The following is a 19923-nucleotide window of genomic DNA, read 5'->3' on the forward strand; positions in this document are numbered from 1 at the left end:
AAAACCCCAAGCCTCTGACCTGGGGTTTCTCTCTGGAGCGGGTGACGAGAATCGAACTCGCGCTCTCAGCTTGGGAAGCTGATGTTCTACCATTAAACTACACCCGCGTAAGACGCCGACGGAGTCGGTGTCGAATGCTCGCTCACTCTACCTCATGTCAGACCTCCGGCGTCGGTGCCGCGAGGTCTGAGCGCGTTTCAGGGATGGGATGCGGCTGCGGGGGAACGGAGTTGGGGCGTACGGTGGTGGGGCGTAAGAGGGCCCGGGCGGGACCGGAGTGCCGCCTGAAGGGCCGTCCCTTTGATCCCGTACTGTGGCTTTTGTCGTCAGGCAAGCAGCAGCCAGACGCGGCTCTTGGGGAAGGGACTCTTGGACTTGATGGAGCGCACCGTCGTCCGTTGTGCCGATGGGCACGTGTTCACCACCGCTTCGTTCCCGATGCAGCAGGCCGAGCGGCTCGGCCCCGGGCGGCTGCTTCGGTGCCCGCGATGTGCGCGGCTCCGGAGTGTGGTGCCCGTCAGCTATCAGAAGCGGTAGCGATAGCGGTAACGGACAAAAGCACAAGGCAACAGGTACAAGGCGCGCGGAGACGTCCGGTTGTGGTCGCTCCGCGCGTCTTGCGTATCCTCGGGGCGTGCTTCTCTCAGACAAGGACATCCGGGCCGAGATCGATGCCGGGCGGGTACGGATCGATCCCTATGACGACTCGATGGTGCAGCCGTCGAGCATCGACGTGCGCCTCGACCGCTACTTCCGGGTGTTCGAGAATCACCGGTACCCCCACATCGACCCCGCCATCGAGCAGTCCGACCTGACCCGGCTCGTGGAGCCGGAGGGGGACGAGCCGTTCATCCTGCACCCCGGGGAGTTCGTCCTCGCCAGCACCTACGAGGTCATCACCCTGCCCGACGACCTCGCCTCCCGGCTGGAGGGCAAGAGCTCTCTGGGGCGCCTGGGACTGGTGACGCACTCCACCGCCGGGTTCATCGACCCCGGCTTCAGCGGGCACGTCACCCTGGAGCTGTCCAACCTCGCCACTCTGCCCATCAAGCTCTGGCCGGGCATGAAGATCGGGCAGCTGTGCATGTTCAAGCTCAGCTCGCCCGCCGACTTCCCGTACGGCAGTGAGCGGTACGGGTCCCGGTACCAGGGGCAGCGCGGGCCGACCGCCTCCCGGTCCTTCCTCAACTTCCACCGGACCCAGGTATGAGTGACGTACGCGAGAACCTGACCTACGAGAAGTTCGGCGTCGCCGTGCGCGAGCTCGCGCAGGCCATCGCCGACGACGGCTACGAGCCCGACATAGTCCTCAGCATCGCCCGCGGCGGCGTCTTCGTGGCCGGCGGCCTCGCCTACGCCCTCGACTGCAAGAACATCCACCTGGTGAACGTGGAGTTCTACACCGGCGTGGGGACGACCCTCGAGATGCCCGTCATGCTCGCCCCCGTCCCCAACGTGATCGACTTCTCGCGGAAGAAGGTGCTGATCACCGACGACGTCGCCGACACCGGCAAGACGCTCAAGCTGGTGCGCGACTTCTGCCTCGACACCGTCGCCGAGGTGCGCAGCGCCGTCGTCTACGAGAAGTCCCAGTCGCTCGTGAAGTGCGAGTACGTGTGGAAGCGGACCGACGACTGGATCAACTTCCCGTGGAGCGTCGAAGAGCCCGTGGTGCGGCGGGCCGGCCAGGTGCTCGACGCCTGAGCAGCAGGAGAAGACAGAAAAGAGGGGCTCCCCGTGGGGAGCCCCTCTCTCGTACCCGCTGAGTCTCAGACCGTGCCCAGCTTCACGATCGACAGCAGTGCGATCAGCTGGATCGCCGACGCGCCGAGCGCCTTCGGCCAGGGCAGGTCGTGGGAGCGGCTGACCATGAGGGTCAGCAGGGCGCCGCCCGCGATCCAGGTGGCCCAGCCGAGCAGCTGCACGAACATCGCGTCGCCGCCCGCGAACATCGCGAAGACCAGGCGGGGCGCGTCCGTGAGGGACATGATCAGCATCGACAGGCCGACCGTGGGCTGCCAGGCGCCGTCGCCGCCGAGCTGGCGGGCCAGGGTGTGGGTGACCACACCCAGGACGAAGGCGCTGAGCACCATCGCGACGGCCGTCGTCAGGACGATCGGGACCGCGTTCGACAGTGTGGCGTTTATCGCATCCTTGCGGGCGCCGTCGAAGCCGAAGACCGCGAGCAGGCCGTAGAGGAACGTGACGATGAGGGCCGGGCCCCACATCGCGTAGTCCCGCATCTGCAGGAAGGTCTGGTTGGGGGCGAGGACGATCCCCCGGAGCAGGTCCTTCCAGTGCAGGCGCGGGCCGACCGGGCCGGGTGCCGGGGCCGCCGAGCCGGCGCGGTAGGTGTCACCCGGGGTGTAGGGGTCCTCGCCGACCGAGAAGGCCTGGGTGTGGCCCGGGTTGTTCGCCGCGTACGGGTCGGGCGGGCCCTGCGGGCCGGGCGGGTACGCGCCGTCGCCGAAGTACTCCGGCTCGCCCTGGCCGCCGTAGCCGCCGCCGTGCGCGGCGTTCGGCTGCGGCCATGCGGGGCCGCCGCCGTTGCCGTACGGCGGCTGCTGCCGCGGGTAGGGCTGCGGCGCCGGCGGGGAGCCGTACGGCGGTCCCTGCGGCGTCTGCTGCCCGTTCGGGGGGTTGTGCGGTCGCGTCTGAGGAGCGCCGTTGTTCCGGCCGCGTCCGATCCTGAATCCAGCCACGTCTTCGAACGTACCTGGTCCCCGGCGGTGGCGTGCCGGGCCCGGGCTTCCGGGCCCGGCTTTGCGGCCGAGCTGTGACATCCCTTAAGGGGCGGGGACTTGGGGTGTCGGTGGGGCGTCAGGGTCCGGCCCGTACGGGCCGGACGGGCCGAGCGGTTCGGCGGTGCGGGCCGCGCCCTGGGGCTGACCGGTTCGGCGGTGCGGGCCGCGCCCTGGGGCTGACCGGTTCGGCTGTGCGGGCCGCGCCCTGGGGCTGACCGGTTCGGCGGTGCGGGCCGCGCCCTGGGGCTGACCGGTTCGGCTGTGCGGGCCGCGCCCCGGCCCGGACGGTTCGGCCGTACGGGTCAGGCCCCGGTCTGACGTTCGGCCGTACGGGTCGCGCCCCGGCTCAGTCGGGCAGTCCGCCGCCGAGCTCCGGCAGGACGATCGCGCCGGTCTTCGTCGGGACCGTGCCCGTGCCGGGCATGAGCAGCGCGTTGCTCGCCGCGCCGACGGCCAGGTCCGCCTTGCCGTCGGCGGTCAGGTCGCGCAGGCGGAGGGTGTAGCCGAAGGCGGCGTGGGAGTCGGCCGGGCCGAGCACCGTCTGGGGGATCCACGAGGAACGCGCGCCGCTCAGGCCGCCGGAGCCGCCGCGGAAGACGTGGACGCCGCCCTGGTCCTCCTTGCCGTCGACGTCCTCGTGCGGGACGCCGACCGCGAGGTCCGCGTAGCCGTCGCCGTTGGTGTCGGCGGCCGAGACCGCGTAGCCGAAGTTGTCGTCGGCCTCGGGGCTGCCGGAGACGCCGGAGGTGGCCTGGGTGACGGTGACCGACGTGCCCGGGCCCGACGACGTGCCGCGCCAGATCGTGACCGCGCCCTTGCCGTCGTCCTTGTCGGGGACGCCGAGGGTGATGTCGCCGTAGCCGTTCTTGTCGAAGTCGCCGATCACGGGGCTCGGGTAGAGGCCCTGCTGCCGGTCGCTGAGGGTCTTGGACGCGCCCGAGGCGAGGCCGGAGGAGGTGCCCTTCAGGTACCAGGCGCGCTCGCGGATGTCGCTGCCGGTGATCTCCGTGCCGATGACCACCAGGTCCGTCCTGCCGTCCCCGTCGACCTTCCCGGCCCCGAGGGCGGAGGAGTACCAGCCGCCGGACCCCTTGTCGATCTTGCTGACCTTGCCGGTGGTGCCGGACTTGGTGAAGGGGCCGCGGTACAGCCACGCCTCCTCGCCGCCGATCAGGGCCAGGTCGGGGGAGCCGTCGCCGGTGAAGTCGCCGGTGGCCAGGTCGCGGCCGAAGTGGCCGGCCGCGCCGCCGAGCGGGGTGATGTTGGTGCCGCCGGACAGGCCGGTCTTCGAGCCCCACAGGACGGTGACCGTGCCGCGGTAGTCGTCGCCGCCCACGTGCTCGGTGGGGTTGCCGACGACGAGGTCCGCGTAGCCGTCCTTGTCGAGGTCGGCGCTCGCGAGGGACGCGCCGAACTGGTCGTCCTCCTCGCCGGAGCCGGGGACGCCGGCGCTGTCCTGGTGGAGGAACTTCGGGTGGGCGGTGTCGAGCCCGCTGGCGGTGCCGTACACGACGGTGATCGTGCCGCCCGTGCGGTCGACGTCGTTGTAGCCGCCGTAGGCGAGGTCGCGGCGGCCGTCGCCGTTGAAGTCGTCGTAGTGCTTGGCCGGTGCCGCGGAGGCGGGGCCGGTGAGGAGCACGGGGGTGACGCCGGTCGCCAGCAGGGCGGCGACCAGGGCGGTCGCGGTGGATCTGCGCATGGTGTCTCCTTGGCCGGTCAGCCGATGAGGTTGGCGCCGAACGCGCCGTACGAGCGGGTCTGGCCGAGGCTGCCCGGGCCGAAGGTGCGGGCGCCGTCGGTGACGGGGCCGGTGGCGGAGCCGCGCAGGGCCGTGATCGCGCCGATGCCCTCGTCCTCGAAACCGGCGCTGACGGTGAACTCGGCGTGGCCGTCCTTGCTGACGTCGGCCAGCAGGATGTCGGAGCCGAAGTAGTCCGTGGCCTCGGCCGAGCCCGGGACGCCCGCGGTGTCCTGGGTGAAGGTGCGGGCGCCGGTGCGCGAGACGCCGGAGGCCGAGCCGTTCATCAGGATGGTGGCGCCGGTGTCCTCGATGGTGCCGACGTCCTCGAAGGTGACGCCGATGGCGAGGTCGCCGTAGCCGTCGGCGTCGGCGTCGCCGATGGAGACCGCGCCGCCGAACGCGTCGTCGGCCTCGTCGGCGCCGGGGACGCCCGCGGAGTCCTGGGTGAGTTCGGCCATGGGTGCGTCGCCGTTGACCGGGCCGCCCTCGGAGCCGCGGATCACGACGACCCTGCCGCCGAGCGAACCGCTGTGGTCGTCCTCCTTCGAGAAGACGTTGCCGATGGCGATCTCGTCGTGGCCGTCGCCGTCGATGTCGCCGAGGGCGAGGGAGGTGCCGCCGTTCAGCGGCCGGGGGAGGGAGGTGTCCAGGCCGGTGGCGGTGCCGAGGTAGGCGGCGCCCTTGGACCAGCTGCCCGAGTCGTCCGAGTCGAGGTGGACGCGGTAGGTGAGGACCAGGTCGGACCTGCCGTCGTTGTTGGTGTCGCCCGCCGCCATGGCGTCGACGCTGTACGACGCCTCGGGTGTTCCGATCCGCTGCACGGCGCCGGTCGTGCCGGTGGTCGTGAAGCCGCCGCGGATGACGTACGGGTCCGCGTAGGCGCTCGCGGCCAGGTCCGCCTTGCCGTCGCCGTCGAAGTCGCCGGCGGTCAGCGTGTTGCCCCAGTTGTCGTGCGCGGAGACCCCGGGGTCCTTCACCGTGGTGCCGTTCTTCAGGCCGCTCGCCGAGCCCCACAGGACCGTGACGGAGCCGCCGTCGACATCGTCGCCGGCATCCTCGCCGGGGGAGCCGACCGCGAGGTCGGTGTAGCCGTCGCCGTTGAGGTCGGCCGGGGCGATCGCCTCGCCGAATGTGTCCTCGGCCTCGGCGGCGCCGGGCACACCGGCGCTGTTCTGGCTGACCACGGTGTGCTTGGCCGGGTCGAGACCGGAGGCGCCGCCGTAGACCACGGCGACGTAGCCGGCCATGCCCTGGCCGTCGACCCTGGCGTACGGGGCGCCGAAGGCGATGTCGCCGTAGCCGTCACCGTTGAAGTCGGCGGTCGGGCCGGTGCCGGGTGCGGCCGTGGCCGCCGTCGCGGGCAGGGCCGTGAGCAGGCCGGTGGTGAGGGCCGTGGCCAAGAGGATGGTGCGCTTGCGCATCGGGATCCCCGTCGGGTCGGAAGCGGTGGTGATCAGGAGTTGAGCGCGGTGCCGTAGGCCGGGGCGCCGGCCGTCGAGATGCCCGTGGTGCCCGGGCCGAAGCTCGTCGAGCCGGAGGCCGTCGGGCCGGTGGCCGTGGCGCGCAGGGACCAGATCGCGCCGTCGCCGGCGTTCTCGCCCGGCGCGGAGACGGTCAGGTCGGCGCGGCGGTCGCCGGTGTGGTCGGTGAGCGTGACGCGCTCGCCGAAGCGGTCGCCCTGCTCGGAGGCGCCGGGCACCCCGGCGGTGTTCTGGGTGTACGCGGTGGCGCCCTTGGTGGTCAGGCCGGACGCCGAGCCGTACAGCACGGTGACGGCACCGGCGGAGGCGTTCTCGCCCGCGGTGCCGACGGCCAGGTCGGCGTACCCGTCGCCGTTGACGTCGCCGAGGGAGACGCCGCTGCCGAAGCGGTCGCCCTGCTCGGCGGCGCCGGGGACACCGGCGGTGTCCTGGGTGAGGACGAGCAGGGCGCGGCCGCTGTCGGGGCCGTCGGGTCCGCCGTAGACGACGGTGACCTTGCCGCCGAGGGCGCCCTCTGGGTCGGCCGAGGCCTCCCGGTCGTTTCCTACGGCGATGTCGCCGTGGCCGTCGCCGTCGATGTCGCCGACGGCGGAGACGAACCCGGCGGGCAGCTTCTGCAGCCAGTCGGTGTAGTTGCTGATCTTCATGTCGGCGAGGGAGGTGGTGGCGGCGCCGTTGTGCGCGGCGCGGCCGTGCAGGACCACGCGGGGGTGGCCGTCGCCGGTGACGTCGCCGGAGGAGAGGTGGGTGATGCCGTTCGAGGACGACCACCAGTCGTTGCCTGAGCCCGAACCGCCGTTGGACGGGCCCGTCTTGGTGATCGGGCCGTTGACGAGGGAGAGGGTGACCGGGCCGGTGGAGCCGACCGCGACGTCCGCGTCCCCGTCGCCGTCGAAGTCGCCCGCGGCCAGGGCCCGGCCGTAGCGGTCGTAGTCGGTGCTGAAGAAGCTGAACAGCGTGCGGGCGCCGGACAGGCCGGACGCCGAGCCCCAGACGATGGTGACCGTGCCGTCGTTGGTGTCGCTGCCGTCCTCGCCGGGCGTGCCGACCAGCAGGTCGGCGTAGCCGTCGGTGTTCAGGTCGGCGGAGGCGAGGGCGGAGCCGAAGGCGTCGTCGGCCTCGGCGGCACCGGGCATGCCGGCGGTGTTCTGGGTCAGCAGGGTCCGCGTTGAGCTCTTCGGTCCGCTGGTGCTGCCGTAGACCACCGACACGGCACCGGCCTTCGCCTGCCCGGCGACGGTGGCGCCCGGCGCGCCGATCGCGAGGTCGGTACGGCCGTCGCCGTTGAAGTCGTAGGGGGCGGCGGCCGGCACGGCGTGCGCGGCCGGGGCGGAGAGGGTGAGGGCGAGCGGGGTCAGGGCCGCGGCGAGGACGGCGGTGGTGATGCGGGTGCGCATGGCTGCGGGTGCCTCACGGGGGAGTCGACGGGGCGTCACTGGGCCACCGCCGAGCCGAGGCCGACGCTGCCCTTGAGGGAGACGGCGGTGGTCGTGATGCCCTGGGCGCCGCTCGTGGTCAGGCCGGTGGCGGAACCGCGCAGGGTCCACAGGCCGCCGGTGTTGTTCTCGCCGTGGACGCCGATGACCAGGTCGGCCTTGCCGTCCTTGGTGACGTCGGTCAGGCCGACGGCGGAACCGAAACGGTCGCCCTTCTCGGCGGAGCCGGGCACCCCGGCGGTGTCCTGGGTGTACGACTTCACGCCGCTGCCCGTCTTCAGGCCGGAGGCGGAGCCGAACAGCACGGTCACCGAGCCCGCGTCCGTCGCCGAGCCGATGTCCTCGCCCGGGGCGGCGACCACGACGTCGGCGTACCCGTCGCCGTTGATGTCGCCCGTGCTCACCGCGCCGCCGAAGCCGTCCTCGGCCTCGCCCGCGCCGGGCACCCCCGTGGTGTCCTGGTGGACGACGGTCGGCTGCTGCGCCGGGTCGGGGCCGTTCGGGCCGCCGTACCAGACGGTGATCTGGCCGCCCTTGTGGCCGCCGGGCTTGAGGTCGTACGGGTCCGCGTTGTCGCCGAGGACGAGGTCGCCGTAGCCGTCGCGGTTGATGTCGCCGATGGAACCGGGGTAGCCGTCGGCGTTCGGCAGCTCGGCCATCTTGTGCGTCGTGCCGGTCCAGCGGAAGTAGTTGATCTGGCCGCCGGTGTCGCCGTCCACGTTGAAGGGGTAGACGCGCTCGGCCGCGCCGTCGCCGCTGAGGTCGCCCGCGATCACCTCGAACGTGGTGCCGACCTCACCGACGCGGAGGTTGTTCAGCGGGCCGGCGGTGCGGGTGAAGGGGCCGTTGTAGATGCGGGTGTGGCTCTGGCCGGTCAGCGTGACGTCGGTGTCGCCGTCGCCGTCGAAGTCGCCGGTGGCGATGCCCCGGGAGAAGTTGCCGTACTCGGAGAGCGTCGACGGCTGCGGCAGGCCCTTGCCGCCGGCCAGGCCCGACTTGCCGCCCCACAGGACGGTGCCGGAGCCGACGCCGTCCCGGTCGCCGACGCTCTCGTTGGAGGCGCCGACGACGAGGTCGGAATAGCCGTCCCGGTCCAGGTCGCCGGTGGCCAGGGCGGAGCCGAAGAGGTCGCCCGCCTCGGCGGTGCCGGGCACCCCGGTGCTGTTCTGGGTGATGACGGCCTTGCGGGCGGCCGAGACACCGGACGCCGAGCCGTACAGCACGACGACCGCGCCGGCGCAGGAGGCCGTGCCGACGTCGGCGCAGGCGGCACCGGCCGCGAGGTCGCGGTATCCGTCGCCGTTGAAGTCCCCGGCGAGGCCGGAGGGGGCGGCGGTGGCAGGGGTGGCGGAGAGGAGGCCGGTCGTGAGGGCGGCGGCCAGCAGGAGGGTGCGCTTGCGCAAGGCGTTGCTCCGGGTCGGGAGGGGGCCGGACCGGGAGGGCCCGGCCCCGGGATGTGCGGGGTGGCTCAGTCGGCGAAGTTGGCGCCGAAGTTCGGGTAGCCCGTCGTCGAGACGCCCGAGGCGCTGGGGGAGACGGTGCGCGAACCGGTGGCGGTGATCTTCGTGCCGTCGGACGGCAGGTAGAGGACCGCGCCGTTGCCGGTGTTCTCGTACGAGCCGGCCAGCAGGTCGGCGCGGCCGTCGCCGGTGACGTCGTCGAGCTTCACGTCGGCGCCGAGCATGTCGTCCTTCTCGTCCGAGCCGGGGACGCCCGCGGTGCTCTGCGCGAACGACTGGGTGCCGGAGGAGGTGTTGATGCCGGAGGGCGCGCCGTACAGCACGACGAGCTGTCCGGCGTCGGTGACGGAGCCGATGTCCTCGCCCGCGACGCCGACCACGATGTCCTGGTAGCCGTCGCCGTCGACGTCGCCCAGGTCCAGCTCGTAGCCGAAGAAGTCGTCCTTCTCCGAACTGCCCGGCACGTTGCCGGTGTTCTGGGAGATGCCGGTGGTGGAGCCGATGCCGTCCGGGGCGCCGTAGGTGATCCACACCTTGCCGCCGTCGGCGGCCTCCGGGAAGGTCACTCCGTTGTCGGCCTTGTTCCAGTACATGCCGGTGACGATGTCGCCGTAACCGTCGCCGTTGACGTCGCCGATGCCGGTGATGACACCGGCCTTCAGCGGCTGGGCGTTGGCCGCGGAGAGGCCCGAACTCGTGCCCATGAGAAGGTAGTTGGTGTTCCAGTACTGGCCGGTGGCGGTCTCGAAACCGTCGACGACCAGGTCGGTGCGGCGGTCGCCGTTGACGTCGCCGGCGGTGATGTTGAGCGGCCCGGAGCCGTCGCCCGACGCCTGGACCGGGGCCTTGACGCCGTACCGGCCCTTGACCGCGGTGCCGGAGGCGCTGATGCCGCCCTTGAGCACGTAGACGGTGTTGGAGGTGTTTCCGACGGCCAGGTCCGCCTTGCCGTCGCCGTCGAAGTCGCCGGCGGCGAGGTTCCTGCCCCAGCGGTCGTGCTGGGTGGGAGCCGCGTCGGCGATGGTGACGCCCTTGCCGGTGATGCCCTGCGCCGAGCCCCACAGGACCGCGACGCCGCCGCCGTCCTTGTCGCTGCCGACGTCCTCCAGCGGGGAGGAGACGGCGAGGTCGTCGTAGCCGTCGCCGTTGAAGTCGGCGTAGGCGCTGTCGGCGCCGAACGCGTCGCCGGTCTCGGCCGTGCCCGGGTTGCCCGTGGTGTTCTGGCTGATGGCGGACCGCTGCGCGGAGGACACGCCGGTCTTCGTGCCGTACAGGACGACGAGCTGCCCGGCGTCCTTCTTGCCGCTCACGTACGCGCCGGAGGCGGAGAACGCCACGTCGCCGATGCCGTCGCCGTTGAAGTCGGCCCGCGGGGCGTGCGTGCCGTCCGCGGCCGTCGCCGTGCCGGCCGTGGCCGAGAGCAGCGTGCCCGTCAGCGCGGCCGCGGCGGCGCTCGCCAGGGCGAGCCGCACACGGGGGCGCCGGGACGGGTGAGCGGGTGCGTGCCGGCGCCCGGAGGGGCGCTCGTGCTGCTGCATGCGGGGTCTCCTGCTGCATGCGGGGGATGCCTGGCGGACATCCACAAGTCGATGGAGGGCCGGACTGTCCGTGTTCGCCTGGAGTTGTCCGGGCGTTCACGGCTGGTCGGCGATCAAGAGACCCGCGGTGGGGCGTAAGGGTTGTACGTGAGTTCGGTTAATTTCCGGTGCTGCTCAGGGCTTCGTGGTGGTCGGTCGACGGTCGTCGGCCGGTCACCGCAGGTCGACCGGGGCCGGCCCTGCGGTCCTGCCCGGTGAGCAGATCCAGCGGGACGGGCGCGCCCCGGGGTTGTTCGGACAGCCGGATTTTGTCGCCGAGCAGCACGGGGGCGGTGTGCAGGTCGATGACGTCGACCAGTCCGTGCTCCAGGACCCGGCGGCCGAAGGTCACCGGGCGCCGTCGAGCCGTTTCGGTGCCTGGAGGAGCCCCCAGGCGGAGGTCGAGATCAAGAGTGCTCCGCGACCGGCGCCGGCAGGCTCACCTTGCGCGTGCCCCAGTGGGTGGTGCGTGCCTGAGTGAGGGCCCAGTACATGGCCGGCCGGACGATGAGCAGGTTGAGCAGGGTGACGAGTGGAGTGAGGAACAGCCAGGCAACGATCTTCTGGCGCGCCGAGAGCTCGGGTCGCAGGGCTGCGTACATGCCGGTCTGGGCGTAGGTCATGATCAGCCAGTAGCCGAGGCCCTGAAGGAACAGAAGCTTGTGCTCGGTGTGGTACGGCAGCACGAACAGGACCCACGCGTACAGAATCGGCATCGTGGCGGTGACGACCAGACCGTAGAGGCGGAAGAACAAGGGGGCGGCGGAGAAGTTGGTGAGTTCCCAGCCGACGTAGCGCCAGTACGACTTGAACCACCGCACGCGCTGCGTGAACAGCTCGTTGAGGTCGGTGGGCATGCTGCTGTAGACCCAGGCCTCGTTCACGGCGACGACCTGGCCACGCTGGAGCGCGTAGTGCGTCAGGCGCCGGTCGTCCCCCGCCGTCCCGGAGGTGACGTAGTCGTCCAGGTTGTCCAGTACGAGTTCCTTGCGGTAGACGGCGAGGATGCCCGACGTGGGGGCGACCGCGCCGACCTGGGAGCGGGCCATCCTGGTGACCAGGCACCAGGTGACGATCTCGACGTCGATCACCCGGGTGAGCAGATTGTGGGCGTAGTTGGAGACCAGGGTCAGGCCGGTGCAGGCCTGGACACGCACGTCCGACATGGCTTTCAGGCAGTGCCACAGCCCCATGCGGTGGACGACCGAGTCCGAGTCCACGGTCATGATGAGGTCGTACGTCGACGGATCTACCGTGCGCAGAACGTTCGCCTGCGCTTCACGCTTGCCGGCATTGTCCTGGCGGTGCCATGTGACCAGCGGGTGATCGAACGGGACCACCGGGACCCTGGAGCCGTCGTCGACGACGTGGATCGCGTCGGGCGGTCGCACCTGGTTGATGAGGGCCCAGACGGTCTTGTGCAGGGCCTCGGGAGGTTCGTTGTACGCCGGCACGATGGCCAGCACCCGGCCCTCGTGAGCCGGGAGGTGGGTGAAGCTGCGGCCCTTGACCACCGCGGCCAGGGAGTAGATGAGGACGGCTGTGATGGCGCAGTAGAAGACCAGCGCCGTTCCCCAGGGCTGGGTGCTCCAGTAGAAGTGGTAGACGAAGGTCCAGGCGGTGGCCGCCAGAGCGGCGGCCACACAGACCCAGGTCTGCCACGGGGCGCGGCGGCCCCGCTTGGACGGACGGTTGGACATGTCAGGCACGTCCTCGCCGGTGCCGGGTGACGCCCCGGTAGGTGAAGGCGCCCGCCAGGACGAGTGTCACCGCTATGGCGAGAATCCAGTTGAGCGAGACGCTGACGCCGAGCAGGGTGATGGCTCCCACGCCGGTTCGGGCGAGCGCTCCGTCGTCGTAACCCATGTCGATCTTTCCTTCCGGTGATTTCGGGCAGCGCGAAGCAACCCGACTGGTGCTGTGAAAAGGCGGTCGTACGGGCGCCCGACAGAAACTCGTGGTCATGCCGGGCGTGCTGCGCCGTATGACTCAGAGACGTTCGACGTGCGGGGCCGCTGCCATGACGCCGCGCGTGTCCAGCACATAGGCCGCCTCGGCGGCGAGCCGGACGAGGTCGAACTCGTCGTGCGGGGTGAGCAGGACGACGGCGTCGAAGTCGGCGACAGTGACTGTCGTCGCTGTCGTCGCTGTCGCCGGCCCGAAGGGGATCTCGCGGCAACTGCCGTCCGCCACGGCCACGTAGGGATCCGCGACGGTGACGTCCGCGCCCATCTGCCGCAGCCGGTCGATGACTTCGACGGCCGGTGACTGACGGGCGTCCGAGGTGCCCGGCTTGTAGGTCGCGCCGAGGGCGAGGATCCGCGCCCCGTGCACGCTCCGCCGGAACCGCCGGCTGAGGGCGTCCTGCAGTCGCCGCACCACATAGTCCGGCTGGCTCTCGTTGATGTCCTGGGCCAGCTCGATGAGCCGGAACGTCTGCCCGTGCCGAGCCTTGACGTGGTGGCTGAGGTAGACCGGGTCGATGGGCAGGCAGTGCCCGCCGACCCCGGGCCCGGGCAGGAACCTCGTGAACCCGAAGGGCTTGGTCGCGGCCAGCTCCAGCGTGTGCCAGACGTCCACCCCGAGCGTGTGGGCCATCCGCGAAAGCTCGTTGACCAGCGCGATGTTGACGTGCCGGTAGGTGTTCTCGAACACCTTGGCCAGCTCGGCCTCTTCCAGCCCCGAGGCGGGCACGGTGACGTCGGTGACGGTGTCGTAGAAGGCCTTCACGCGCTCCAGGCAGCCCTCGGTCAGCCCGGCGACGATCTTCGGCGTGTTCTCCAGCCGCCAGTCGGCGTTGCCGGGATCGATGCGCTCGGGGCTGAACCCGACGTGGAAGTCCCGCCCGGCGACGAGGCCGGAGCCCTCCTCCAGCAACGGGATGAGCACGTCACGGGTGGTGCCGGGGTGGGTCGTCGATTCGAGGACGACGGTGGCGCCCGGCTCGATCCACCCGGCGAGCACACGGCCGGCGTCCCGTACGCAACTCAGGTCCGGCGCACGGTCGGTGAGCGGCGTGGGCACGGTGATGACCGCGACGTCGAACCCCTTGAGGTCCTGCGGATCGGAGGTCGCGTAGTACGTGTCCGAGCCGAGCACCGCCTGAAGCCGGTCGTCGCCGATGTCCTCGACGTACGACGAACCTGCGGCCAGCGCCTCGCAACGCGCCCGGTCGGGCTCGTAGCCGGTGACGGTGTGCCCGACCTCGGCGGCCCTCACGGCCAGAGGCAGGCCGACATAGCCCTGCCCCAGCACACATATGTGCATGTGGATTCCTCACCCCTGAAGTACGGCCGCCTGTTCCTGAAGCAGGCGCCGTGGCGTGGTACTGCGTGAGAAGCGGCGTGGGAACGGCACCACCGCCGCGTCACCGGACTGCCGGGCCCCCTTGCCCGACCGTGCGCAAAGCGCAACCGGTGATCTTCACAAACCCCCCTCATTTGTGGACCTTCATGGTTCAACAAAAATTCGCTGAACGGAACCCTCTTTACTGTTTCGATACGTGAAGTGCGGCGAGGACAGGGTTGGTTAGGGGCTGACGCCGCCTCAACTGCCAGCCTGGGGGGCTCGTAGGCGTTTGTGATCTTCACAAACGGCGAGCGGGTTGGCGGCCCTCGAAGTGACGGGCCGAGTGCAGTCGCGAATATCGTGCGCCCCTGTTTGCGCCCCCCTGTACCACCGCTCCGCACCTCCAGGGGTTACCCGCGGTCCGCCCGGGTCTCGGTGGGCCCAGACCAGGGAAGCCCCGCCTGGCGCCGTCAACACCGAGCGGTGGCAGGCGCGTTCGGTCGGGAGCGCGGCTTCGGCGCAGCCGCCGGCTGAGACGTGGGCGGTCTACGGGGCGAGGCGTCCGCGCCGGCGGGGGGGCGCGCTCATGGCCTCGGCGCGGCCGGTGAAACGTCGAGCCGGCAAGCGAGGATGCGAGCTCACTCATGGCCGAAACTTTTCCGTGTTGTGCCGCCCATCGCTGTGCTACATTCCGTTCGATTCCGATCACTCACGCTTCGCTCCCTATCGCGACAAGGTGAGCAGAAGCGGACTGGGGCATTCCGACCAAGTGGCCCCGTCGATCGGAATCGAGAAGCGGGGGGAAGCAGTGTGTCTGGATTCGGCAATGCCGCCGGGTGATCATTCACGTTCTTCGGTGATGAATCCTCGGCTCACCACTTGATGCGCAGAGTCGGGTATTCCGCTGCCGCGGCAGCATTCAATGACGTGTATTGACCGCGGCTCGACCACCGTCCAGGACGGGCGCTCTGTGGTGTCCTCCCCAAGCCAATTCTGTCGTGCACCGGAAGACTAGGGGATCTTCGTGCGCATACGCACCATGCTGACCATTGCGGCTATCGGGTCGGTGACACTGACCGGCGTCACCGTCGCTCCATCCATGGCTGCCGACGAACCGGGCGCGGGGCCCGGGATCGTGTCGGACGTCCTCACGCCCGAGGAAGAGGCAAAGGTTCACGCCTCGGTGGACCCCGCCGACAAGGTCGACATGTACTACAAGGGCGAGAAGGTCGACCCGGCGTCCGACTGGAACGGCGCGGACATCTGCGCCGAGGTGTCGGAGGACGGCACGATGCAGTGCTTCGACAGCGACACCGAGGCCAACAAGTTCCTGGCTGCCCACGCGCCCACGGCGGAGGCCCGGTCCGGAGCGAAGCGGGCGCTGGCGGCCAAGCCGGCGGCGACGCAGAACGTGACCATGGTGGCCCCGAAGGAAGCGGCCATCCAGAGGTACCAGGACTGCCCCAGCAGCTACGTCTGCCTCTGGCAGAACTCGAACTATTCCGGCAGGCGCCTGCAGTGGCCCACCTACGACACGGCCAGGACTCGTCACCTCGACCAGTACTCGCCGTCGTTCCGGGACAAGGCCTCGTCCGCCTTCATCAACCGACCGCAGCGGGGAGTCGAACTGTACGACTTCCGGAGCGGGCTTCCTGACCCCCACCTGTTCCTGGGAGCCGGATACAGCCTGTATTCCAATTTCACCAACATCGACTACACCTACGGTGGCAGCTGGAACGACAAGGCTGACGCCATCAAGTTCTGATTCAGGCACGTTCTGATTCAGTCAACTCGCCAGTGCCGGCACCCCTTTCCAGGGGTGCCGGTACTCTGACATTCGCATCCAGCCCAAGCATGCGACGGAGACCTCTGTGAAACGCACCCCCCACACCGCTGCCGTTCTCACGCTCGGCGCTGTCTTGATCGCCGGAACTGCCGCCTGCAGCACCGACAGTGCCGCGGAGCCCGACAAGATCGGCGTCGTGGAAAAGCTTCCCGCTGATCCGAATGAGGCGAAGTCGAAGGAGAACGCCAAGGAGTTCCGCTCCTGGGTCGAAGCGCATGGAACCGCGCAGGAGAAGGAAGCGGTCGGGCGGGTGCAGCGCATCATCGGAGAGTGGAACGAGAAGACGGGCAACGCCTACCTCTCGACCGACATCGAGGGCGGGAAGACCCAGGTGGAGGACCCGCAAGCGGCTGCGACCGCGATCGTGAAGGCGTTCGGCGAGTGGAAGGACTCGGACCAGGGGTATGCCTCGGTCTATGACGTCTTCGGCAACGCAATGATCACTAATCACAAGTTCTGAGCGAAGCGCCGACCCGCCTCCGGCTGAGCCCGGAGCGTACGGAAGCGGTCCGCACCGCCGCCCGCCTTCGGACGGTGGGGCTCGCCGGCTTCCGCAAGCTCGCCCCGTGAACGCCGACGCCCCCTGCCCGATGACTCGGAACAGGGGGCGTCGCCATGTGCGAACGAACCGCGAGAACGGCCTACTTCACCGGCTCCGGCTCCGGCGCGTTCTCCGAGTCCGACGTGCCCGCCGGCGGCTCGTCGTCGCCGTCGTCGTCGGCGTCCTCCGCCGGGACCGGCGTCTTCACCGAGTCCAGCAGCAGCTGGGCGACGTCCACGACCTGGATGGACTCCTTCGCCTTGCCGTCGTTCTTCTTGCCGTTGACGGAGTCCGTGAGCATGACCAGGCAGAACGGGCAGGCCGTCGAGACGATGTCGGGGTTGACCGACAGGGCCTCGTCGACGCGCTCGTTGTTGATGCGCTTGCCGATCCGCTCCTCCATCCACATCCGCGCACCACCGGCGCCGCAGCAGAAGCCGCGCTCCTTGTGGCGGTGCATCTCCTCGTTGCGGATGCCGGGGACGCTCGCGATGATCTCGCGCGGCGGCGTGTAGATCTTGTTGTGGCGGCCCAGGTAGCACGGGTCGTGGTACGTGATGATGCCCTCGACCGGCGTGACCGGGATCAGCTTGCCCTCGTCGACGAGGTGCTGGAGCAGCTGCGTGTGGTGGATGACCTCGTAGTCGCCGCCGAGCTGCGGGTACTCGTTGCCGAGCGTGTTGAGACAGTGCGGGCAGGTGGCGACGATCTTCTTGGCGGACTTGGGCTTCGCCGACTCGGCGACGACCTTGCCCTCGTCGTCCATCTCCTCGCCGAACGCCATGTTCAGCGCCATGACGTTCTCCATGCCGAGCTCCTGGAACAGGGGCTCGTTGCCGAGACGCCGGGCGGAGTCACCGGTGCACTTCTCGTCGCCGCCCATGATCGCGAACTTGACGCCCGCGATGTGCAGCAGCTCCGCGAAGGCCTTGGTGGTCTTCTTGGCGCGGTCCTCCAGGGCGCCGGCACAGCCGACCCAGTACAGGTACTCGACCTCGGACAGGTCCTCGATGTCCTTGCCGACGACCGGGACCTCGAAGTCGACCTCCTTGAGCCACTCCAGGCGCTGCTTCTTCGCCAGGCCCCAGGGGTTGCCCTTCTTCTCCAGGTTCTTGAGCATCGTGCCCGCCTCGGACGGGAAGGAGGACTCGATCATCACCTGGTAGCGGCGCATGTCGACGATGTGGTCGACGTGCTCGATGTCCACCGGGCACTGCTCGACGCAGGCGCCGCAGGTGGTGCAGGACCACAGGACGTCCGGGTCGATGACGCCGTTCTCCTCGGCGGTGCCGACCAGCGGGCGCTCGGCCTCGGCGAGGGCCGCGGCGGGGACGTCCTTCAGGGCCTCCTCGGACGCCTTCTCCTCGCCCTCCATCGTCTTGCCGCCGCCGGCCAGCAGGTACGGCGCCTTGGCGTGCGCGTGGTCCCGCAGGGACATGATCAGCAGCTTGGGGGAGAGGGGCTTGCCCGTGTTCCAGGCGGGGCACTGCGACTGGCAGCGGCCGCACTCGGTGCAGGTGGAGAAGTCCAGCAGGCCCTTCCAGGAGTACTGCTCGACCTGGGAGACACCGAAGACGTCGTCGTCGCCCGGGTCGGTGAAGTCGATCGGCTTGCCGCCCGACGTCATCGGCTGGAGCGCGCCGAGGGCGGTGCCGCCGCTCGCCTCGCGCTTGAACCAGATGTTCGGGAACGCCAGGAAGCGGTGCCAGGCGACACCCATGTTGGTGTTGAGCGACACCACGATCATCCAGACGAACGAGGTGCCGATCTTGATCATCGCGACGAAGTAGACGAGGTTCTGCAGCGCGGAGACGCTCAGCCCCTTGAACGCGAGCACCAGCGGGTACGACGCGAAGTACGACGCCTCGTAGTGGTCGACGTGGTGGAGCGCGCCCTCCAGGCCCCGCAGGACGTAGATCGCCAGGCCGATGGTGAGGATGACGTACTCGACGAAGTACGCCTGGCCGGCCTTGGAGCCGGCGAAGCGGGACTTGCGGCCCGGGCGGCTCGGCAGGTTCAGCAGGCGGATCGCGATGAGCACCGCGATGCCCAGGATCGTCATCACGCCGATGAACTCGATGTACAGCTCGAACGGCAGGAACCCACCGATGACCGGCAGCACCCAGTCGGCCTGGAACAGCTGGCCGAAGGCCTGGGCGAGGGTCGGAGGGAGCGTCAGGAAGCCGACGGCGACGAACCAGTGGGCGACACCGACGATGCCCCACCGGTTCATGCGCGTGTGGCCGAGGAACTCCTTCACCAGGGTCACGCTGCGCTGGTAGGGGTTGTCGGTCCGGGTACCGGCGGGGACCGGCTGGCCCAGCTTGAAGTACCGGACGAACTGGCCGATCGCGCGTGCGAGCAGCGCGACGCCGACCACGGTCAGAACCAGCGACACGATGATCGCGGCGAGTTGCATGGGGGCTCCTCGGGCCTGCGAGGGGTTTCGTCGGGTGACCTGTCGTTTTGCAGGGTTCCCCGAAATTACTAAGCGGTAACTTATGCAGTCCGTCTGAGACTACCCTCATCCTCCGCCGCACTGTAGCCGGGTGGGCAGTGATCTGAATCGCTGAGGGTTGCCTCAGAAACGGACCGGATCCGGACCGGATCCGGACCGAATCCGGTGCCGTCCCGTCGCGATCCCGACGGCATCTCCTCGTGTTATTCGTACCGAATTGTCATAATCTCGCCTACCTTATATCCGTGCTCTACGGGATCACCGCCGCCGCCACCGCCCTCCTCCTCGCCGCCCTGCTCTCGGCCGCCCTGCGGGCCCCCGCCCTGCGGCTGCGGCTGGTCGAACGACGGCGGCAGCGGGACGTGCCGCTGTCCGGGGGCGTCGCCGTCGTGCTCGTCACCGGGCTGGTCGTGGGGGCCGGGGAATGGCTGGGGCTCGCGCCGCCCGCCGACGGGACGCCGGGGGTGCTCGCCGCCGCGGGCGCCGTCGCCCTGCTCGGGCTCGTCGACGACGTGTGGCGGCTGCGGCGCCGGGTGCTGGCCGCCGGCACCGGCGTGGCCGCCGCGTGTGTCGTGCCGTACGGGGAGACGGGGGTGGGGACCGGGCTGCTGGCCGTCGTGTGGGTGGTGGCGGTGGCGTTCGGGCTGCGGGGGCTCGATCACGCCGACGGGCTGGCGGGTACGGCCGGGGTCGTCGCCGCCTTCGGGGTGGCGGCCTGTGCGGCCGTCGTGGGGATGGACGGGGTGGCCGGGGCGATGAGCGTGCTGGCCGCCGCCCTGACCGGGTTCCTGCTGCACAACTGGCACCCCGCGCGTGTGGGGCTGGGCAGTTGCGGGTCCCTGTCCGCGGGGTTCGTGATCGCCGTGGGGGCCGTGTACGCCCGGGCCGGGTCCGGGGTCGTGGAGAGCGCGGGGGTGCTGTTCGCGCTGACCGCACTGGTGGGTGCCGATGCCGTGCTCGTGCTGGGGGCGCGGCGGCTGGGCGGTCGGGGGGTGTTGCGCAGTGGGCCCGATCATCTCGCGCACCGGCTGCGGCGGCTCGGGCTGACCGCGCCGGGGGCGAGTCTGCTGCTGGGAACGGGGGCGTTGTCCGGGGCGCTCGTCGGGGTACTCGCGCATGCCGGCCGGATCGGCTCCGGTGCCCTGTGGTGGGTGGCGGGAGGGGCACTCGTGGTGGTGTTCGCCCTCTCGCGTGTCCCTGTGCGCGGACCTCGACGGAGCGTATCGCCGCAGGTCAGCAGCCCATTGCGTGTAAGGAACGGATAAGAGTTGAGCCTGCCCGACTCAGCTCTGTTGACCGGTTGGGGGCCGTCGTGCACACTTGAGTCCGTTCCACTCAAGTCAGCTGGAGG

Annotated in this window: 16 protein-coding genes and 1 tRNA gene; 5 read left to right on the plus strand and 12 right to left on the minus strand. The window is 70.3% G+C overall.

Annotated elements, in window-relative coordinates; translation table 11 throughout:
• Window positions 1-33: 33 nt before the first annotated feature.
• A tRNA-Gly gene (locus RFN52_RS21305) sits at window positions 34-107 on the minus strand.
• A gap of 527 nt (window positions 108-634) precedes the next feature.
• Between RFN52_RS21305 and dcd the strand changes: the two genes are divergently transcribed.
• Window positions 635-1210 carry a dCTP deaminase gene (gene dcd / locus RFN52_RS21310; RefSeq protein WP_184560702.1) on the plus strand — a complete coding sequence of 192 codons (576 nt, stop codon included), beginning with the start codon at window positions 635-637 and terminating at the stop codon, window positions 1208-1210.
• Complete coding sequence (locus RFN52_RS21315) at window positions 1207-1704, plus strand: phosphoribosyltransferase (protein WP_184848163.1); 498 nt, start codon at window positions 1207-1209, stop codon at window positions 1702-1704. Before dcd ends, RFN52_RS21315 begins: the two co-directional genes overlap by 4 nt.
• Before the next feature lie 65 nt (window positions 1705-1769).
• Here the strand turns inward: RFN52_RS21315 and RFN52_RS21320 are convergent, their stop codons facing one another.
• From RFN52_RS21320 to RFN52_RS21365, 10 genes are all read right to left on the minus strand, one after another.
• Window positions 1770-2783, minus strand: a complete 1014-nt coding sequence (locus tag RFN52_RS21320; protein ID WP_184848164.1) for a Yip1 family protein — start codon at window positions 2781-2783, stop codon at window positions 1770-1772.
• Window positions 2784-3090: 307 nt separating this feature from the next.
• On the minus strand, window positions 3091-4443 hold the full coding sequence (locus RFN52_RS21325; RefSeq protein WP_184848165.1) for an FG-GAP and VCBS repeat-containing protein: 1353 nt from the start codon (window positions 4441-4443) through the stop codon (window positions 3091-3093).
• Between the two features lie 17 nt (window positions 4444-4460).
• Window positions 4461-5906: an FG-GAP-like repeat-containing protein gene (locus tag RFN52_RS21330; RefSeq protein ID WP_184848166.1), complete on the minus strand. Its 1446-nt coding sequence runs from the start codon at window positions 5904-5906 to the stop codon at window positions 4461-4463.
• 32 nt (window positions 5907-5938) lie between these two features.
• The gene (locus RFN52_RS21335; protein ID WP_184848167.1) at window positions 5939-7363 is read right to left on the minus strand and encodes an FG-GAP-like repeat-containing protein; all 1425 of its coding nucleotides are present in this window, start codon (window positions 7361-7363) and stop codon (window positions 5939-5941) included.
• Between the two features lie 35 nt (window positions 7364-7398).
• Window positions 7399-8805, minus strand: coding sequence for an FG-GAP repeat protein (locus RFN52_RS21340; protein ID WP_184848168.1), 1407 nt, complete (start codon window positions 8803-8805; stop codon window positions 7399-7401).
• A gap of 65 nt (window positions 8806-8870) precedes the next feature.
• A complete protein-coding gene (locus tag RFN52_RS21345) occupies window positions 8871-10400 on the minus strand; it encodes an FG-GAP and VCBS repeat-containing protein (protein WP_184848169.1) in 1530 nt (509 codons plus the stop codon).
• A gap of 157 nt (window positions 10401-10557) precedes the next feature.
• Complete coding sequence (locus RFN52_RS21350; RefSeq protein ID WP_184848170.1) at window positions 10558-10791, minus strand: hypothetical protein; 234 nt, start codon at window positions 10789-10791, stop codon at window positions 10558-10560.
• A gap of 55 nt (window positions 10792-10846) precedes the next feature.
• Window positions 10847-12139, minus strand: a complete 1293-nt coding sequence (locus RFN52_RS21355) for a glycosyltransferase family 2 protein (protein WP_184848171.1) — start codon at window positions 12137-12139, stop codon at window positions 10847-10849.
• Window position 12140: 1 nt separating this feature from the next.
• The gene (locus RFN52_RS21360; protein ID WP_184848172.1) at window positions 12141-12305 is read right to left on the minus strand and encodes a hypothetical protein; all 165 of its coding nucleotides are present in this window, start codon (window positions 12303-12305) and stop codon (window positions 12141-12143) included.
• A 123-nt stretch (window positions 12306-12428) separates the two neighbouring features.
• Entirely contained in the window at window positions 12429-13706 is a 1278-nt protein-coding gene (locus tag RFN52_RS21365; protein WP_184848173.1) for a nucleotide sugar dehydrogenase, read from the minus strand.
• A gap of 1120 nt (window positions 13707-14826) precedes the next feature.
• Between RFN52_RS21365 and RFN52_RS21370 the strand changes: the two genes are divergently transcribed.
• Together RFN52_RS21370 and RFN52_RS21375 are read left to right on the plus strand one after the other, a co-directional pair.
• The gene (locus RFN52_RS21370; protein WP_184848174.1) at window positions 14827-15492 is read left to right on the plus strand and encodes a peptidase inhibitor family I36 protein; all 666 of its coding nucleotides are present in this window, start codon (window positions 14827-14829) and stop codon (window positions 15490-15492) included.
• A 106-nt stretch (window positions 15493-15598) separates the two neighbouring features.
• Window positions 15599-16033 carry a hypothetical protein gene (locus RFN52_RS21375; protein ID WP_184848175.1) on the plus strand — a complete coding sequence of 145 codons (435 nt, stop codon included), beginning with the start codon at window positions 15599-15601 and terminating at the stop codon, window positions 16031-16033.
• Between the two features lie 181 nt (window positions 16034-16214).
• On the opposite strand, the gene RFN52_RS21380 is transcribed toward RFN52_RS21375, so the two are convergent.
• On the minus strand, window positions 16215-18533 hold the full coding sequence (locus tag RFN52_RS21380) for a (Fe-S)-binding protein (protein ID WP_184848176.1): 2319 nt from the start codon (window positions 18531-18533) through the stop codon (window positions 16215-16217).
• 284 nt (window positions 18534-18817) lie between these two features.
• Here RFN52_RS21380 and RFN52_RS21385 point away from each other — a divergent pair, with 284 nt between their 5' ends.
• Entirely contained in the window at window positions 18818-19837 is a 1020-nt protein-coding gene (locus RFN52_RS21385) for an MraY family glycosyltransferase (RefSeq protein WP_184848177.1), read from the plus strand.
• The last annotated feature ends 86 nt before the right edge of the window (window positions 19838-19923 follow it).

Source organism: Streptomyces collinus (assembly GCF_031348265.1).
GTDB classification, from domain to species: domain Bacteria; phylum Actinomycetota; class Actinomycetes; order Streptomycetales; family Streptomycetaceae; genus Streptomyces; species Streptomyces collinus.

Coding starts and splice junctions, on each gene's coding strand:
- RFN52_RS21315 (WP_184848163.1), top strand. CDS start 1,207: ATGAGTGACGTACGCGAGAACCTGACCTACGAGAAGTTCGGCGTCGCC.
- RFN52_RS21320 (WP_184848164.1), bottom strand. CDS start 2,783: ATGTCACAGCTCGGCCGCAAAGCCGGGCCCGGAAGCCCGGGCCCGGCA.
- RFN52_RS21325 (WP_184848165.1), bottom strand. CDS start 4,443: ATGCGCAGATCCACCGCGACCGCCCTGGTCGCCGCCCTGCTGGCGACC.
- RFN52_RS21330 (WP_184848166.1), bottom strand. CDS start 5,906: ATGCGCAAGCGCACCATCCTCTTGGCCACGGCCCTCACCACCGGCCTG.
- RFN52_RS21335 (WP_184848167.1), bottom strand. CDS start 7,363: ATGCGCACCCGCATCACCACCGCCGTCCTCGCCGCGGCCCTGACCCCG.
- RFN52_RS21345 (WP_184848169.1), bottom strand. CDS start 10,400: ATGCAGCAGCACGAGCGCCCCTCCGGGCGCCGGCACGCACCCGCTCAC.
- RFN52_RS21355 (WP_184848171.1), bottom strand. CDS start 12,139: ATGTCCAACCGTCCGTCCAAGCGGGGCCGCCGCGCCCCGTGGCAGACC.
- RFN52_RS21360 (WP_184848172.1), bottom strand. CDS start 12,305: ATGGGTTACGACGACGGAGCGCTCGCCCGAACCGGCGTGGGAGCCATC.
- RFN52_RS21365 (WP_184848173.1), bottom strand. CDS start 13,706: ATGCACATATGTGTGCTGGGGCAGGGCTATGTCGGCCTGCCTCTGGCC.
- RFN52_RS21370 (WP_184848174.1), top strand. CDS start 14,827: ATGGCTGCCGACGAACCGGGCGCGGGGCCCGGGATCGTGTCGGACGTC.
- RFN52_RS21380 (WP_184848176.1), bottom strand. CDS start 18,533: ATGCAACTCGCCGCGATCATCGTGTCGCTGGTTCTGACCGTGGTCGGC.